At 50.8% G+C, this 16897-nt stretch carries 19 protein-coding genes and 1 pseudogene; 1 reads left to right on the forward strand and 19 read right to left on the reverse strand.

The window, feature by feature from the left end; translation table 11 throughout:
- Nucleotides 1-72 precede the first annotated feature (72 nt).
- The 19 genes from HV346_RS18920 to HV346_RS19010 form a co-directional block, all read right to left on the reverse strand.
- Entirely contained in the window at nt 73-480 is a 408-nt protein-coding gene (locus HV346_RS18920) for a hypothetical protein (RefSeq protein ID WP_000737122.1), read from the reverse strand.
- Nucleotides 477-3293, reverse strand: coding sequence for a conjugative transfer ATPase (locus HV346_RS18925; protein WP_181620753.1), 2817 nt, complete (start codon nt 3291-3293; stop codon nt 477-479). The genes HV346_RS18920 and HV346_RS18925 overlap by 4 nt, the downstream gene beginning before the upstream one ends.
- Nucleotides 3293-3709 (reverse strand): TIGR03751 family conjugal transfer lipoprotein, encoded by a 417-nt coding sequence (locus HV346_RS18930; RefSeq protein WP_000926982.1) that lies wholly within the window; start codon nt 3707-3709, stop codon nt 3293-3295. Before HV346_RS18930 ends, HV346_RS18925 begins: the two co-directional genes overlap by 1 nt.
- A complete protein-coding gene (locus tag HV346_RS18935) occupies nt 3693-3956 on the reverse strand; it encodes a hypothetical protein (RefSeq protein WP_305955352.1) in 264 nt (87 codons plus the stop codon). Before HV346_RS18935 ends, HV346_RS18930 begins: the two co-directional genes overlap by 17 nt.
- Nucleotides 3957-3967: 11 nt before the next feature.
- Nucleotides 3968-5494 (reverse strand): TIGR03752 family integrating conjugative element protein, encoded by a 1527-nt coding sequence (locus HV346_RS18940; RefSeq protein ID WP_000742759.1) that lies wholly within the window; start codon nt 5492-5494, stop codon nt 3968-3970.
- The gene (locus HV346_RS18945; RefSeq protein ID WP_058799629.1) at nt 5491-6390 is read right to left on the reverse strand and encodes a TIGR03749 family integrating conjugative element protein; all 900 of its coding nucleotides are present in this window, start codon (nt 6388-6390) and stop codon (nt 5491-5493) included. Before HV346_RS18945 ends, HV346_RS18940 begins: the two co-directional genes overlap by 4 nt.
- On the reverse strand, nt 6387-7046 hold the full coding sequence (locus HV346_RS18950) for a PFL_4703 family integrating conjugative element protein (RefSeq protein ID WP_000086096.1): 660 nt from the start codon (nt 7044-7046) through the stop codon (nt 6387-6389). Before HV346_RS18950 ends, HV346_RS18945 begins: the two co-directional genes overlap by 4 nt.
- The gene (locus HV346_RS18955) at nt 7043-7423 is read right to left on the reverse strand and encodes a TIGR03750 family conjugal transfer protein (protein ID WP_000268263.1); all 381 of its coding nucleotides are present in this window, start codon (nt 7421-7423) and stop codon (nt 7043-7045) included. The genes HV346_RS18950 and HV346_RS18955 overlap by 4 nt, the downstream gene beginning before the upstream one ends.
- Before the next feature lie 9 nt (nt 7424-7432).
- Nucleotides 7433-7798, reverse strand: a complete 366-nt coding sequence (locus HV346_RS18960; RefSeq protein WP_058799630.1) for a TIGR03745 family integrating conjugative element membrane protein — start codon at nt 7796-7798, stop codon at nt 7433-7435.
- 12 nt (nt 7799-7810) lie between these two features.
- Nucleotides 7811-8056, reverse strand: coding sequence for a TIGR03758 family integrating conjugative element protein (locus HV346_RS18965; RefSeq protein ID WP_001251235.1), 246 nt, complete (start codon nt 8054-8056; stop codon nt 7811-7813).
- Nucleotides 8047-8373, reverse strand: a complete 327-nt coding sequence (locus tag HV346_RS18970) for an RAQPRD family integrative conjugative element protein (protein ID WP_058799631.1) — start codon at nt 8371-8373, stop codon at nt 8047-8049. The genes HV346_RS18965 and HV346_RS18970 overlap by 10 nt, the downstream gene beginning before the upstream one ends.
- Nucleotides 8374-8565: 192 nt before the next feature.
- On the reverse strand, nt 8566-9327 hold the full coding sequence (locus HV346_RS18975; RefSeq protein WP_058799632.1) for a TIGR03747 family integrating conjugative element membrane protein: 762 nt from the start codon (nt 9325-9327) through the stop codon (nt 8566-8568).
- Complete coding sequence (traD, locus tag HV346_RS18980) at nt 9314-11425, reverse strand: type IV conjugative transfer system coupling protein TraD (RefSeq protein ID WP_058800542.1); 2112 nt, start codon at nt 11423-11425, stop codon at nt 9314-9316. The genes HV346_RS18975 and traD overlap by 14 nt, the downstream gene beginning before the upstream one ends.
- 220 nt (nt 11426-11645) lie before the next feature.
- Nucleotides 11646-12203, reverse strand: coding sequence for a restriction endonuclease (locus tag HV346_RS18985; RefSeq protein WP_181620754.1), 558 nt, complete (start codon nt 12201-12203; stop codon nt 11646-11648).
- Nucleotides 12200-12730 carry an integrating conjugative element protein gene (locus HV346_RS18990; protein ID WP_076734826.1) on the reverse strand — a complete coding sequence of 177 codons (531 nt, stop codon included), beginning with the start codon at nt 12728-12730 and terminating at the stop codon, nt 12200-12202. Before HV346_RS18990 ends, HV346_RS18985 begins: the two co-directional genes overlap by 4 nt.
- Complete coding sequence (locus tag HV346_RS18995) at nt 12727-13350, reverse strand: transglycosylase SLT domain-containing protein (protein WP_032676575.1); 624 nt, start codon at nt 13348-13350, stop codon at nt 12727-12729. The genes HV346_RS18990 and HV346_RS18995 overlap by 4 nt, the downstream gene beginning before the upstream one ends.
- A complete protein-coding gene (locus tag HV346_RS19000) occupies nt 13329-14042 on the reverse strand; it encodes a TIGR03759 family integrating conjugative element protein (protein ID WP_181620755.1) in 714 nt (237 codons plus the stop codon). Before HV346_RS19000 ends, HV346_RS18995 begins: the two co-directional genes overlap by 22 nt.
- Nucleotides 14043-14066: 24 nt before the next feature.
- Nucleotides 14067-15014 (reverse strand): hypothetical protein, encoded by a 948-nt coding sequence (locus HV346_RS19005; protein WP_058799634.1) that lies wholly within the window; start codon nt 15012-15014, stop codon nt 14067-14069.
- A gap of 125 nt (nt 15015-15139) precedes the next feature.
- Nucleotides 15140-16261 (reverse strand): site-specific integrase, encoded by a 1122-nt coding sequence (locus tag HV346_RS19010; protein ID WP_076734827.1) that lies wholly within the window; start codon nt 16259-16261, stop codon nt 15140-15142.
- A gap of 375 nt (nt 16262-16636) precedes the next feature.
- Here HV346_RS19010 and HV346_RS23470 point away from each other — a divergent pair.
- Nucleotides 16637-16855, forward strand: a pseudogene (locus tag HV346_RS23470) (Shufflon protein B); the annotation flags it as partial.
- Nucleotides 16856-16897: the final 42 nt, after the last annotated feature.

Raw genomic sequence — 16897 nt, forward strand, 5'->3', positions numbered from 1 at the left:
GCCGCCCGCACCCGCAGCCTCCCCCCTTACCAGACAGCGGAAAACACACCGCTGTCTGGCAAGGTCGGAGGGTTATAAGTCACATCCGGTGTCACAGGTCACCCTGTCGATTTCCTTAAGAACCCAGAGCATATCGGTTGCATCGGGTACACAGATATTCCATCGGATACCCGACCGGTACTCCTGTTCTGCTGGCCAGAGTGTATTGCCGGTAACAGTTATCAGGATATCCAGGGTTTTCTCATGCACGTCGCTGAGGTGGACTGCAACGCAGCTGCGCCGGCCAACCCGGTGAGGATAGACCGACAGCAATACAGGCTGCTCCAGTCTCTTAACGATCTCCCCTTGCAGATGCTTAATCGACTCACTGTCAGCCACACCGACTGAGGCAGAACCCTGTGGCGGAACGGTAAAAATAACAGAGGCAATAAAAGCCTTGTCCGGTACAACGATCGGCGTCGCCATAGTCAGTTTTTTCATATTGTCCCCTGAATAGTACCAATGCCACGTTTCTCATCGAGGCGGCGCGCAACGTGAAATGCGGCCTCAAGCTCCGAGCAATTTAATTCATTCATAATGGCCCGTCTTTCGGCTTTTTCCTCTTTTTCAGTCATTCCCAGCGCCAGGTACAAACTGGGGGGGACCGCACGAAACAACGCCTGTACCTTACGGGACAAAATAACTCCCTCTGTGTATTTTCTCGGAAGTTTTGTCGCGGACAACAGCATCGCCTTCTGCTCTTCTGTGAGCGTCTTAAATCGCGCTATTTGTTCAACTTCATCAGGTGGCATAACGAGGCATATCCACCACTCCGCCATATTGAGCATTTTTTTCGCAGTGTCAGGGAAATCCTCCAGGTTCTGTGTGAACAACCATAGCCATGATCCGAGCTTACGCCACATTTTGACAATTTTGGTTGCATACGGGCCCAACAGCGGGTTAGCAGTTACAATATGCGCTTCGTCGATTGGCACAATGATATCCCGATCGCTGAACTGTTCCCTTTCTGCGATATTGTTAATCGTATTAAGCAGCGAGATGACAGCAACGGCCATCTGAGCTTCATAGCCTTCACGCGCCAGCGTACCTAAATCAACAATAGTCACGTCTGCCTCTGGCCATTGCGCGCCCGGACGGTTAAACAACTCCCCTTCAAAACCTTCGGTAAACATGCGTAATGCTTCTGCCATCTCTTCAGCTCGCGCACGTCGCGCTGGCGTGCGTTTCTCGCGGCCGTCTTCTCCCATGCTGACATCGCGGGCAATGTTCTCAAGCGAGAACATTAAATCTTCCGGTAACATCTGGCGGTTTACGTCAAACGCTTTACGAGCCGCAATGAGTATCGCCTCACGAATCATACCGCGGTCGGCGCGTGTCATTCGCTCCTCTTCTGCTGCTTCACCACCGGTGATCATCAACCGCGCTGCAATCTCCATTTCACCCAGAATGTCACGTTCTTCGTCCTTGTCCTCATCATCTTCATCAATGTCAGGGAGGGCCTCTTCGCTTGTCACTAGCGTCTCAGGTTTCGCCTGCATGAGCAGATGTGAATCGCCAAACGGAGCAAGTGAAATAACCTTACCAGGCTTGATACTGACACGGTGCACTGAGAGCCCCAGCGAATTACAGTAATCGCCAAACAGACCGAAGCTGTTACCCGCTTCCAGCAAAAATATACGGGGGCGGTAGATAGCCACCATCTGAGCCAGTTTATCGAGCGCAGTGGCAGATTTACCGGCACCTGTTGGCCCGAACAGCAGCAGGTGTGCATTCTGGGTACGGTCATTTTTATTAAGTGGATCTACGGACAGGGGGCCACCACCACGATTCCAGAACGTAAGCCCCGGGTGACCGGTACCGGTGTCACGACCATAAATAGGGGCGAGACATGCAAAATGCTGTACAAACATAAGGCGCGTGTACCAGTTGTGTTTATCCATTTGAGGGTTAAAGCACATGGGTAACGCACGCATATAACTGCTGAGAGGACCAATATCGTGTTCTGGATTTATCGGTTCCATCCCACAGTTCAGTAATTTACTGCTGAGATCAAGATACCGTTTATCGAGTGTTTCCTTATCCTGAGCCTTGATAAGCAGTGTGATAGCCGCACGGTAAAGTTTGTGTTTGTTTCCCAGGAAATTACGCGCTGTAGCAGCGTCTTCACGAGCACGCAGGGAATCAACATTCTCCCCCATTGAATTGCGGCTCAGGCTCGCAAAACTTTCTTCGAGTTTGTCCTGAGGCTGAACCACCAGGGTCATGGCCAGAACTGTCCCTTCCGGAAGCAGATCCATAATGGCATTCACATTATCACCACGTTTAACCTCCCCCGTCAGATGACCGGTGGAAGGTGCAGTACGCAGGCGGGCAACCGGAACAGCTTTATGTGCCACATCATCAAACCACCACACACCGCTTTCGGCATCACTTCGCGGACGGGTAAACCAGAGGCTTTCGCTGAAATCATTCAGAAGAGGCAGATCACCCGGTGCATGATCGGAGTGTTTTGCGCAACGATACAATGTTTTCTTATCGACCCACGCCGGCGCCGGGTTGAACCAACGCAACAGCCAACTATGGATTTGCTCGCCGTTCTGCTTTTCGCACCGGATACCGGCACCGCTCAGTGCTGCAGTCAGACGATCGCAGACCTGTTTCAGCAGCACCTCCGGTGGCATGGGGTCACGATATGGCGTCTCGACCCAACGGTAAACCACCATGCGCGTTCTGCGAATTTGCCCTCTCCAGGCGGCCCCTGTGACAGCCTCGTCTACAAACAGCCCCTGTTCCACCGCCACATTTTCAAGGTGGCGCTCCTGTTCCGCCAGCCAGGCTTTAGTGAATTCGGTTCCCTGAGCTCTTGGCCTGACATAGCCTCTGATAGTATCCATATAAGTAGAGAGATCAGAGTCATCCTGGCAGAAAAACTGTACCACCCATTGATGATCATCCAGTTCAGGGAGACTGTCCTGTAGGGCGTTCTCAGCAATATTGCAGATCTCGTCCAGACGTGTTTCCGGGCGTCCTTCAGTGCCCACAGGGATAATCTCATACACGGCCCCAACGGATACGCCATCGTCAAGCAGAATACATTCATGCTCTGGCAAATACTCGCCCCAGGGAACATGATCGATAATGGAAGGTGCAGTGGAATACAGACGCGCTTCATCTGAATGAGTCAGCTGCCCTTCCCGGGTAAGCGGTTCATACCCACTGACGGAAAACGGACCGTTACCGTACTGATGAGCATCCTGAGACGCTCGACGTCGGCTAAATAGAGGGAAAGCCATCAGAGATCCTCCGTTCGCTCACCAGGCAACGCATACTGTACCTGGCTGTAGAAAGGAAAGACGGTGCTGTAGCCTGGAACCGGCGTGTTCCCGCCAGCCAGATGCGGGAAAACATACATGACCATGTCAGGATTTGGCAGACGCGGAAACGTCTGCTGAATTTCATTTTCCTGGGTGCGGCTGTAGCTGTTACTGACCTGCTGATTGATCTCACGTTCGCTGTCTGTAACTGGCCGGCGAAGTGTTGTTCTGCTCTCGTTGGTAGCATGAGTTGCCGATGCACCATCGTTCCATAATTCAAGCATGGTGCTGTCGCCAGGCGGCAACATTTCCTCTTTTGACGTACTGCAACCCGAGAGGGCAAGCGGTACAACGACCAACATAATGGTGGCCAGATGATTAAAACTGAGCAACATGCACCTCCGCTTCATCCGAATCACTGATGACAGCTGACAGACGAAACACTCGCCCATCAGGCAGTTGCATCTGCATTCCATTACCCTCGCTCAGAAGCTTCTTTCCGACAGCGAGCAGGGCCTGTTCGGTGACTTCATGCCTGCTACCTTCCCATTTGCCATTATCACACCTGACAAAACCGGCAAAGAGACGGCCACCCAGTGGTATATAGTCCACCCGATATTCGAGGTTTTTATTGTTCTGCATTTTTATCCCCATCAGTCCATGCCCGTGCTGCTACCAGCGAGGCTGAAATCGTCATATTTCACCTTGCGGCCTTTTTCTTCATAATCAATCGCCAGCTGACGAGTGATATGTAAAGCCACTTTTTGTCCAGGCGGTACATAGATCGCGTCAAACGTCTGACCATATCGCGCTTTAACCCAGTCAACGGTCTCACGCATACCGCCGGATAACGCCTTACCCAACACTGCCTGACCGGCATCCCCCGTCAGCGTTGACGTCACACCACCATAGCCATTGGTCTGGCTGGTATTCTGGTTTTCGGCCACGGCATCACCAGCTGCGCTGGCAGCTGCAAGTGCGGCAATGGTTGGCAGATAAGTAGAAGCGTTTGATTTCCGGGTACCCGAAATGCATGGAATGCCGTTGTCATCTGACAACCAGCCAATACTGCTGTTATTCCCGCCCTGGCTGTTCTGATTACCACCATTACTGCCTTGCCCCTCAGGTGAAGGAAGCGTACGAACAGTGCCATCAGTAAAAACAAAAGTGATGCTGGTTATGGCGCCACGCACGCAGGAAAGCGTCCAGTCCCCCGTTGCGGTTCCTGAAACGATCGCCCCCTGTACATCAGGTAATTCAATGCCATTTGCCGTCAGGTTGTCTTTTCCGATCATCACTTTGAACGGGTAAGGGTCAGTCACCTTGCCATCAATGGGAATACGTCCCAACAGAGCGGTCATGGCCCGACTGCCCACAAGCGTGGAGTTTTCCGGAAGGGTATAAACAGGGGCGGCATTTTTTTCAGATCCGGGAATGTTGTTCTGGACCGTTGTACTTACTGCTGACGTTGCCTGCCTGGCTGCATCACCTGCAGCGCCAAAGGAGGTGGCAAAAGAAAAACCAGTCGCGTTATTACTGTTTTTATCTGAGACAGGTCGACCGTTCGCATCCGTGGCAATACCATCTTTCGGCTCAACCCATTGCAACCCGTTGCCATCTGTTTGGGATATATTTCCCGCGCCTCCGGTCAGACCATTGTCATAACCCAGTCCCACAGGAATATCGCTGCCTGCAGCGTTACCTTTATTTCCTGCCGTTAAGCCGGAGGACCCATTTTTGAGTTGATCAAGAAGTTGGTTCACCTGCGAGCTCAGATCAGTGACCTGAGAACTCAGTTGTGCACGTTTTTGGGCCTCTTCGGAACGAACTTGCCCCACAGCCTGGCTGATTTGCTGATCAACATTGGTATTGTTTTTTTTCAGCTCCTTATTTTCATCAGCAAGCGTTTTATTATCGCTTTCAAGGCTGTCAAGCCGCCCCTGAACCTTACGATAACTACCAACCAGGGTACGCAAAGTATCCTGCGCTGTGTCACCTTCCACACCCAGCGCTTTGAGATCTTCTGGTGTCAGATCCTTAAGGGCGACATTAGAGGTTTTCTGGCCTGCTTCATTTTTATCGTTTTTATCTGTACAGGATTTAACCCCAATCATGATGGCGCCCACCACTACGACGGGAACAGCAATTTTCACAAGCAGGTTTGAAGCAGGCTTTTTCATTTATGCGCTCCTCGGTTACTCCGCTTACTCTCCTTTCCTTCAGATTCGGGTAAACGCTGTTCAGCAATAAAGGCACTTTCGGGACGTCCTGTAGTAACCAGATATAGAACTGTCGTGTCTTCCGGTGTACCGGCACGCCCCAGCCAACGGTGCTGGAAAGTCGCAGTAGTAAACTGACCTTGCAGCGAACGAGGGTCGAGGATGACCTTTACTGCTGATCGGTTACGCACCTGCAGCGCAATTACACTGCTGCCCTGCAGACTCCAGGCAGCCATCGGCGTGACGCTGACGGACTCAGAGGGCATAAGTGTGGTGATCCGGGGGGGAAGCTTCAGTGAAACCGGACTTACTCCCGGTACGGGCTCTACCGTTCTCAACGGTCCATACATGTTCTGTGCGGCATAACGAGTCAGGACAACGGGCAGCGGCGCATTGAGTTTTGAGGGCCTCCGGCTTTCTGCCTTTGCCTCTGCCGACGACTGACGGCCGGCACTGTCCCCATCACTGCTGACCGTCTGTTTATCGGTCGCCGAAGCGGTAGCCACTTCTCCGTCGTAGACAATTTTGACAGGTTCCCGCGTGGTTTTACCGGGGGCAGCAGAAACATCAAGTAGAAGTATTTCCCCGTTTTCCTTGTTCTGAAGTTCCAGTCTCGTCACCGGAAAGGCTTCTTTCGCATCGAGATAAACTACACCTCCGGAGCTTTGAATACGCAGCTTGTCGTTGAGTGCGGGCGGAAACCCCACTCGCACGTTTTTGTTTACAAAAACGATTCGCTCCTGCCCTACAGTCAGGGGAATCTGCAAAGGTATCCGTTCCCATTTCATAAGCTCAACAGCACGAGCTCCGGCTGAGACCAGTACCAGGGTCAGCAGGATCACTGAGAATTTTTTCAATTGAATGCTCCCGACTTTTGTTCTGGCTCAGGCAAGGAGATCGCCTCAAGTCTTTGTGGCGCGCTGTCATAGCAATCCAGTGCCAGCCCAAACGGATTTCGCTCTGGGTCACCTTCCCAGCGAACCACTTTCATTGGATAACGCGCCAGGGCACGCTTAACGGGTTCGGTATGGAAATATTCGTCAGCTACCAGGTCCAGCCGTACCACCCAATGATCTTCATCAATGATGGTCACGCTGCGGTTGCTGTAACCACGACGGGGGATTTCGTATACCACGCGTACACGATCGCGCAGCTCGTCATTATTCTTGCGCATCTCGGCGTCCTTATTGAGAAAATCCTGACAGGACGGCGTCAAATACGGGCTCATTTGGGCAATTTTGGCTGTGTAGTCAGCTTCCCCATTTTTCGGCCAGGAATTCAGTTGCTGAAAAATGTAAAAAGCAAAACTGTAAACCGTAGATGGCGGGACCTCCCACCATTTTCGGGTGCTGCCGGAACGCAGGTCGGGTGGGTTGTGAATTGTCAGTTCCGAGGGCGCTCGCATCCATCCCAGACTGGTGACGAACAGTCCCAGAGCCAGCAAAACACAAGCGATACGTAGCGAAATAATATGATTATCGCGGGCGGTTATACCGTTACGAAAACGACTCATACTTTCCCTCCGCGCATCAACGGAACAGGTTTCGTTCGTTTAAGTTCCCACGCCCTGCTATCCAGAATCATGGTTCGGGACATACGTGCACGGCAGCGCAATTCCTCCAGACGTTGCCAGATATAATTTTCTGGCTTACCGCGCTTGTAGCTGGCAATCCAGTTGCCGCCAAAAAAAATGACCAACAGCGGCATCAGCAGCATGCACGTCGGAAAAGCCAGCCATCCGACAAAAGGAACCAGAGCTAACGGTATTGCCAGAGGGATACCGGCAATAACACCGATGACGGCCGCCAGCACAAACTCCCCGGATGTGAACCCTTTCCAGACCACGGGGGGGTTGTTCAGTCTGTCAGGGAGGAAATCAATGACGGCCATATGGGCTCCTTACAGGATATCTGAAGCTTTAGTTGCGAGGTAAATAACCAAAAGGATGAGGATGATGCCGACAACCAGATAGACCAGGAACTGAGTCCATTCCCCCTTACCACGACGGATATCGTGAAATGCGGTAATCACGGCATGCGCTACGGCAAAAAAAGCACCGACACATACGAGAAGCCCTATCGCAAGTGCCCCCATTTTGATGTAGCCCATAACGGTGTTGTAGGTTCCGCCACCGCCTCCAGATGTTGGCTGTTCAACAGCTGGCAAGTCTGCCATAGCCTGACTTGCAGTTAAGAGACCGGTAAACAACAAATATCCCGCACGGGAATAGGCAGAACGAAAATGCCTGAAGAAAGTGAATTTCATTGAGTCATCCTTTCAGTGGAAAAACAGAAACAGGGTCAGCAGATAAAGCACAATCAGTCGAATTAGCAGCTCATTGAACTGCCTGAACGTCACTGATTTACTGACCAGGCCACGGTAGGCCTGCACCAGTGCCCATGCGCTGAAAAGGAGAACGACGATGGCGAGCGTACCGAGGATCAAGAGGTTCAGTTGCCCGGGCGTGAGGCTGCTTCCGGTGCCCGCACTCCATCCATTTAGCTGAGAGCCATTCATCGCCATGAGGGCTCCTCAGCACGGTACTGCCCGGTGACTAAAGTGGATAAAGTGGAGGGTGCTGTTGGCTGCGCGCGCGACGGCTCGAGATAAGTGGATATGCCCTGCCTCATCGTTGAGATGTCACGGGTTGCCTGCTGATAGTCGAAATAAAAGCGAGCGTCCTGATTCTGATTGGCTACGACGCGGGCGCGATCAAGGCCAGCCTGAACCTGATCCAGCTGGCGCATCACGAGTGCCAGCTCATCTTTTTCTGACGCCTGGCAGGTCAGCACCGGCAGAACGGGCAATAACATTGCCAGGATGATTGTGGTGTGACGCATTTGCGACTCTCCCTAATAACTTGTCGTCGGGAGATTGACGCAAACAGGACATGCTGGCAGCAGGAAAATATTTATGAAGGTCAGAAAATTAAATGCCACAAAGTGAGCCGGTTAATACAGATGAACCTTCAAAAAAAAAGCCCGCGACATCAAGCGGGCTCCGGGGAATTCCCGAAACAGCTACTTCCTGGGCTATAGGTATTTTTTAAAGGACGCCGTGACGATGGCCAGAACACCGCCAAGAAATAATGCTGATGGCAGCAACAGGAGATTTGGCCAGACAGCAGTCGGCCAGGCCAGATACAACATGCAGGGGCCGTAAAGTGCGGGTTTAATAAAACGTTTGGCGTGATGGTAGACAAAGCTCGATTCATATCCAGCTCCGTAACGACGCAAATCTCGACGGACCAGCCCTTCAACTATGCCGGTGATAATCACCAGGCCGAACAGCGGCAGACTCAGGAAAAGGATCATCACCCTGATGAAGAAAATCAGAGTTACCCAGAGCGTAGCTTGCAGGTACTCCCCAAGCCAGCCGATTAGTGAGTCACCGAACCGGTTTATCGTTGGGATAACTCCAGTCCCCTTCTGACCAGTTTCCCTGAATGATTGAAGCCAATGGCTGAATCCGCTATCGACAAACAACCAGTTCCAGGCGGTATGTACCCACCGCGAAATCGTCTCAACCGGCGCTGCCATCAGTAAACTCCGCGTGTACCCTTCCGACAACCAGTGGCTTTCTGCAACCATCACCCGGTAGCTGTGTGAAGCACCTTCGTCAGGCCAGAGTAAGGCAATGCAGGCATATTCGATCAGCAGGCTAACCAGAAGCGACCCCAGCAGAATGCCAATTAAACTGACAGGCAAATCCCAGAGCAACATGCCGAATGGTCCGGATTGTTTCTGTCGGGATGGCGAACTGCGATTGGCAGTATCTCTGTCATGCTGAGACATTTTGCCCCCCCGAATATGCCGCATCACCGCCTGTCCACCAGGATTCTCCAGTTCGGTAATTCTGCTCCATGTTGTCAGCCAGCTGCTTCAGGCTCGCGGGCATGTAAGGATCGTCGTTATCAGCCGGCAACGGCATCCTGATTTTCCACAGGCGCCCTCCTTCAAGCAGGGCAAATGCCTGCCCTTTCGGCAGGTTGATAACGTCTGAAGGGTTGAGCATCGGGACTTTAACCAGACTGACCTGGTCCTGAACGTTACTGTTAAAATCAGTACCCTCTCCCGGCCGGGATACGTCAGTGACACCCGATGTAAGGGTTTTCTGGTAGACGTCAACTTCCGGTAATTGGTCGGTCAGGAGCATGGCAGTGTTTTTTTCACGCACACGGAGCATTATCAATGAGTTGAAGTTCCCCACTACCTGATTCGCTTTAGCACTGCTGCCTATACGGGCCTCGATGTCCGAAAGAGTCTGCGTGTATGCAGTCACCTGGAAGCCCGCACCACCCCCTTTGTTGATGAGAGGAATAAACTCATCACCCATTAACTCGTTAAACTCGTCACAGTGAAGATTTATCGCCACTTTCGAACTTTTTCTACCATCCTCATCACCGAGACCGAATTTATAGATGTGTCCACCTTCGGAAACGAGATCAGCGAACATGCTGTTGCCGACTGCTGCTGCGACAACAGGGTCGGATAGTGCATCGAGGCCGATATAAACCACGCCGCGCGATTTTATAATGTTATGCCAGTCCAGGATCGGTCTCGGATCGTTCAGGTCCGTATAGTCAGGTGCCAGCAATGCGGCCGTTTTACCAGTTGTAAGCTTTTCAAGCAGCGGCAGCAGTGACGCAACAATTTTGTCGAAATACGTTCGATCATATTGCACAGCGCTACGTAGCCCATCCAGCACCGGGTCCCACAGTTTTTTTCCTTCTTCGCTGGCCAGTACCTGCTCAATAGCCCAGATATTCATGCCATTAGGCCTGCCCTGCATGTGACGCGGCAGATCCTTCTCGCTTATACCGCTACCTAACAGCGCTTCGACTGTACTCAGCAACTGTGGTGCCTTTTCACTCAGCATATTCTCAACATAGGTTTCGTACAGTTCACCTATGTTTGTCACGTAACGCAGTATGAGACCGTAATCAGGACGCTGGCCAAGTGCGACCAGCGCACGGGTAATAATATTGACAAATCGCCAGGCAAATTCCCGAAATGCAGCAGAATTGCCCTCTCCGGAGAGCTGTCCTGCAACTCGTGATGCTACTTCCGAGATACGGCTGAACCGTCCAACGGCATTGTAGCGAGCGCTTATATCTGGCCATCCGAGGTGGAACACCCAGAAGTTATCCTGACGACCAGCACGGTGTGCCTCGGCATACATTCGCCTCAACAGATCGGCATCTCCTTTCGGGTCAAACACGATGACAACTTCATGCTCGCCTGCAGCGTTTTTACGGCGAATATCCTGTGTGATAATTAACTCAGCAAGCCGGGTTTTACCGACTCGTGTGGTGCCGATAACCAGTGTATGCCCTACACGTTCTCCGAGATCATAGGTGACCGTAGTTTCATCCAGTTCCACACCATGGTAAATGGGGCTTCCTCCTACAGGAGGCAACGGGCGAAACGGGTTGAGCGCCGAATCAGTTCGTGTCAGCCTGCACAACCACGGCAAGCTGTACTCCATCTTTTTTTCCAGATCGCGTGCCAGGCGATAAATAACAGAAGGTTGTACGTAGACCTCACACTCCGGACGCCTCGCTTCCAGAAGACGCTGCGTATGGCGGGGAGACCACTGGAAGCCCTTGCCAAGGAACAAGTGCCGCTGGCTGACGGGGATCTGCTCGCTGGTCAGTACATATCGGGGCAAACGGCGAATGTTTTGGCGGTAACGGAGTATTTTCATCCCCTCAGATGTACGCTTCAGCGCCAGTACACCAAACCCCGCGGCGGTCACCCAACTGACCGATGGTGCGAGCGCGACAGCCCAGGGGGCCGTAAGGCAAATAAAGGTTGCGCTACCCGCCGCCGCAGCGGAATACAGTTCAACCGCCGGGCGAAGGAGGGATTCCATCACGTACTTGTCGCTCATATAAAAGCCCTCCCCTGGAACAGAGCAAAAGTTTTATCATTGAGTTTGAGGAATAAATGAGCAGAATCTGTGGCCTTGTGGAATACGGCTAGAAATAAATAAAAGAAAAGAAATAACCCAAACATCAGCAAAGAAATCATTACAGACCGGAATATGAAAATCCGGAAAGAAACCAAAAGCCACACCGAACCAATAAACGGTAATGTTGATGTGGAAAAATTCATCTGTATTGCCTCTTTTTTAATGGCCGGAGAACATGTTCAACGGATTCACCAGACAGCAGTAGCAAAAGGGAAGACCCGCTTATGAGCAAAATTTCCGGGTAATCACTGAAATACTTAAAACTGATAAAACCTGTTCGTCCTGTGTGTACAAACAGACCTCTGCATTTTTCTTGTCGGACTAACTCACCAAACTGGCGGACATGTTCAGGACGAACAGCACTGGCAAATCGTTTAGCCTGGACAAGCCACCTTTCCTGACCAATCCAGAACTGACCATCAATACCACCATCACCGCTGTAACTCGGATTACGCCTGACCGGTATTCCTCGCCGCTCTATGGCGGTCAGAATCATCTCCTCGAAAACATAGGGATTAAACTTCCGTAAATATAAAACCTGCTGCCCCGCTTTCAGCTCAGGCAGTTTTAGCAACACCCTGTTAGCCGTCTGTCGATTACGCTGATGTCTGCGGACACGGGCACTTCTTGTATTACACCGCAGCCAAAAAGCTGTGAGTGAAATGAAAGCCAATAATATGAAAACCACTGTGGTCATTGCGCTAATCCATCAGCGGTAATCAGGACAGGGTAATGCGTCAGTTTCAATCGCTGTGCCAAATCACCGCCGCGAACAGGGACCATCTCAGTACCTGGCAAGAGTTCTCTAAGCGTATTGAGCGCACTTTCAGTCGTAACATTCACTACCATTCCTGTGGCGCCCATCCCTTTCAGTTCAGCACCACGCTGCCGCAGCCAGGCTCGGGAAATATCATCATCGCCAATCACAAAAACAGGGGGCAAACCGGGTAACTGCAGAGGGCGAGACGTCACCTTTCCGGGTGTCATTTCCGGTGTATTAACGGGCAACATATCGGAAATAGACAGCGATGACGGTGGTTCAGGCAAGGAAGAAACATCGGACAAATGCGACTCCTCACCTGAATTAATCGCCTCGAATAATGGTCTGGTTGACTCCCCGCCCAGATCCCCGACCACTGTCAGCGAAGCAAAACAACTAAACGCTGCTGTAAGCAGTGATACACAAAAGATGCCATTGAAATATTTATCGATATTTTTTTTCATTGAGGTTCAACCCAGGTTAATGAGTGACTGGCCAGAGCAACCGGCCCCCCTTCAGGGACCTTAATATCAGGTGCGATCTGACTTAGCTTGCGGCGTACGATAGCCATATATTTTGCTGCCGGCTTACCACCGGCCGGGTGGTGATAACAGCCAGCAGCTTTAATCCAGCTTCCAGGCTGAGCGTCATAGCAGGCACGGAGAATTCGGGCCGCTGCACGAAGATTTGTGTAGGGATCAAAAGCATCACGAAAGGATGGGAAAAGATGCCCGTTCCACCCAAGATTGACCTGAGCTACACCGACATCGATACGCTTGAGAGGGTAGCGCTGCATAAATCCAAGAAGTGCCGCAAAGGCCTCCTCGCGGGTTTCAAAGTGGTATCCTTTCCCTGCTACATTAATAGTCCAGGGCCATGGTTTAGACCCCCATGCGGTTTTACGGGTGCTTTCGGCCATCGCCAGCGAGTAAAGCGATTCTGCCGGAACGCGCTCGGCAGCAGCAATGACCCGATAAGCCTGCGGAACTACCTGAACACTGCTATTTACATTCACGACCGCCAGGCAACCAGTGCTGACAAACCATAAACAGCAAGCCAGTTTCAGAATGCGGCAATTTGCCATCCCTCTTCTCCCTGCTGCAAAATAACTGGCATCTGACCTTGCCCATAGCGCTGCCACAAACCGCGATCATGATTTAGGGTAATTTGCCGATTACGCACTTTTTCGACTGGTATGCCATGGCTTATTGCCCATGATCTGATTTTTTCGTCGCTCACGTCATTTCCGACAAGGTAAATATCTACCGGTCTGTTGTCGGCGATAACAGCAGCAAGCCGGGCATCACAGCGTGAACATGACTCTTTGACAAATAACGCCAGTCTTCCTTGTGTGTCATGAGCGATACCCGCGGCATTCCCCATATTCACGGCCAATGTTTCAGGATAAAGACGAAGCCAGGCAGCATTTATTTCACGTTGAAATGCGAGTTCTTTCTCGGTACGGGCGTATTCGTGTTTTACCCACAATTCAGCCAGCCGACGGCGATCAGATGAATTGTCTGTCTCGACGCCCAGGGCAGTGAGAGGATCAAGACCAGGGGACATAATTCCTCTGGCTCCTTTCATCAACGACTGATAGCGACTCCAGTCCTCATCTGAAAGCCCCCATTGTTGACCCTGCTGCTGCGTCTGAACCTGGTTTGTTGATGATGCCTGCAGGGATGTCTGCTGACTCCGATTCGATGGGGTGGTAACTGTTGATGCCGCTACACACAGCGGCAAGGAAAGGACACCTGCCATCATAATTCTTCTCATCTGATGCTTCATATGCCTGGTCTCTTATTGAACCTGTAAACTCTGTTGGGCACCGTTCACGCTGAAAACAGCGGTACCACTGTCCTGGATAGAACGAAGCGTCCACCCAAGCATCCCGTCTCCCGGTGAAAGCAACCGCATATCTGATATTTGGGAATTTCCGCGGGGGATGACGACGGCGAACATCTGCCCGCCGCGCCGCTCAATGCCGGTCAGTACAAACGGTGCTTCAACAGCTGCGCGCCTGACTGACCGCTCAGGCTTTTTTACGATCTGGCCTGTCCCGGATTTTGAAGATGTTTTGCTCTTAGTGACTGGTTGCTGGTTCTGCTTCGATTCTTTCTGAGAAGTGTTGCTTTCAGCTTTGCTCAGCCCGGCAACTCGCCCTTCAACCTGTGATAACCGTGAGGTAATGTCATCAATACGTTCAGAATATTCGTCTATCGCGGTACGCCGCGCCTGAGCTTCTGAGGAAAGTTTGTTAATGCTTCCTGTTAATTTTGAATGTTCCCTCTGGAAATCAGCTAACTGGTTTTGTACTGATTCAAGCCCTGATGAGACAGACTCGAGCTGCTTCTCGTGTTTCCGGCTTTGAGCTTCGAGCGAAGTAACCGAACCAGACAACTGGCTCATCTGACCGCTGCGAAAAGCGGCATCCAGGGAGTTCACCCGAATACTCAGGTCAGAGATTTGCTGTGCCATGATCACAATCGTGGCCACAGAACCAACAAGAGAAACAATGAGGAATCCCAGTCCTCCAATCCGGACTATTTTTTTCAGGTTAATGGGAACCAACCGGCGAGTCTCTATCTCAGCAGGTTCAACTTGCGAAGAAGTAACCTCCTGATTTTCTGGTATAACTTCTTCCTGGATGACTTGACTGACTGACATTTCAAAATCCTTATAGCTGCGCAGAACAGCCATAAGGTGCAAAAAACGCCATTCTATGGCGATGATTAACTCATCAGCCATTTCTGAAGTTTTTTTGGAGAGATTACCTGGCAAGGATGGGATTATCTGGAAAAGCCACTTTCATAACAGCGCAGCCAAAAACGTCCTTGTTTATGATGTGTTTGAATCCAGGGGTTCACAGAATTTCAGAGCGGATTAATAAGCACACGAGTTGGGTCATTGGCTTTGATATTGCCTGGTGGGGGGAGTCGTTCTCCAGAACGAGCAGCAAGAGCCTGAATTCTGAGAAGCTCAAATGAGGCTTTCTGGATAACGTCTTCCTTTGTTTGCGCTTCAAGTGAAGGATGTTCAAGATCAGGGAAGCGTAAAACAATACCGTTATTGCTGCTCTCAAGTTCAGCAGGATACGGAACAAAGATCGCCGCCAGTTTCTGCGCCTGTCGTTTACGTATATCGAGTTTACTAACCAGCTGCGTCGCACGAAGGTGGGTATAGCGTTTTAGCATCGTCAGGCTCTTGTGTCCTGATATTGCTGCAATTTCCATAACATTCAGTGTTCCGAGCTCAAAGAGACGGCTTATAGCTTCATGTCGTAGATCATGAAAATGCAAATCGACAATGCCTAAAGCCTGTATAACTTCTCGCCAGGCGCTTTTAAACCCATTTGATGTATAACTGAAAACAGGTCCGGAAAGAGGTCCGGAATACTCTCTTAACACCTTTCTGGCTTTAAACGACAACGGAACATCCCGGACGCTCCCATTTTTAGTGAGAGGCAAATGAGCGATGCCAATGTGCAGGTCGATATTCTCCCAGCGAAGTGAGAGGATCTCCCCCTGACGCATAGCCGTTTCAAGGGCCAAATGAAAAATGGCTGCCAACTCGATATTTCGTTTTGCCAGCGCCCTGCCAATCTTTCGCTCCTCCTGAGATGTCAACCTTCGGGTTCGCCCTTTTGAGGCCGGTGGTTTTCGTACATGCTCAACAGGGTTATGAGTACATGTTCCCCATTCAATTCGAGCAAGGTTATAAAGGGCAGATAGCAACGCAAGTTCAAGTCGGACACTTGCGGGGCTATTAGTTCGCCCCGTTTTACCACTTACCTCAGAAAGTCGCTGATCACGATATTCTGCGATATCAACCGAAGTAATCTCATGCATGTATCGCCTGGCAATAGCTGAACGTTTTATAACATTTATCCGATAAAACTCCTGAAGATGACCACGCTTTTGCACAGATGCACAACCGTAATATTTATCAAGAGCCACTCCCAGCTCCATTTTCTTAATTCGCCGTCTGAGTTGCATCGCATATTCCTAAAAAAATTAGGAATATAACACATGCTACTGTCAATCCGGTGCGTGGAAAGCTCCTGATAAAGGTCAATATATTGATATAGGTGGTTTCTCCACGACATCAACTCGTGGTGTTACTTATTCGATACCTGGTACGCATAAGTTCTGCATGATTTCAGGTTTTCAAAGTGCAGGGGACAATGGTACATGTCGGGTTTATTCCTCTCAATCAGGCAGTGTTAATTGGAAGCTGGATATGGTTGGCTATAACGGGTCAAGTACACAGACATGCTATATAAGCTGCTTGGACTAACTACTGACAAACGGAAGTTCGTAGCTGTGACCGACGACTGTCAATCCAGTGTGTGGAAACAAGGTGGTATCACATGGCGAGTAGGCGCAACCTTTCAGGTATGGCCCGGGCAATCGGCAAATCTTGGAAGATACAAACTTTGCATTAATACATACCGAATCGACGGTAAAGAAATGGCACTCACACAGCTAATTCCAACAGATGAACCTGATTCAAATGGAAACATGAATTGGTACGCTTACAATGCAACGCAATACGCATCTTATTACATGGGAATCCACTGCTTCATTTGACCTTGCCAATCAGGTGTGTGGCAAAGCGCTAGTCTTGGGGAG

This window comes from Enterobacter sp. RHBSTW-00994, assembly GCF_013782625.1.
In the GTDB taxonomy this organism is placed as follows: domain Bacteria; phylum Pseudomonadota; class Gammaproteobacteria; order Enterobacterales; family Enterobacteriaceae; genus Enterobacter.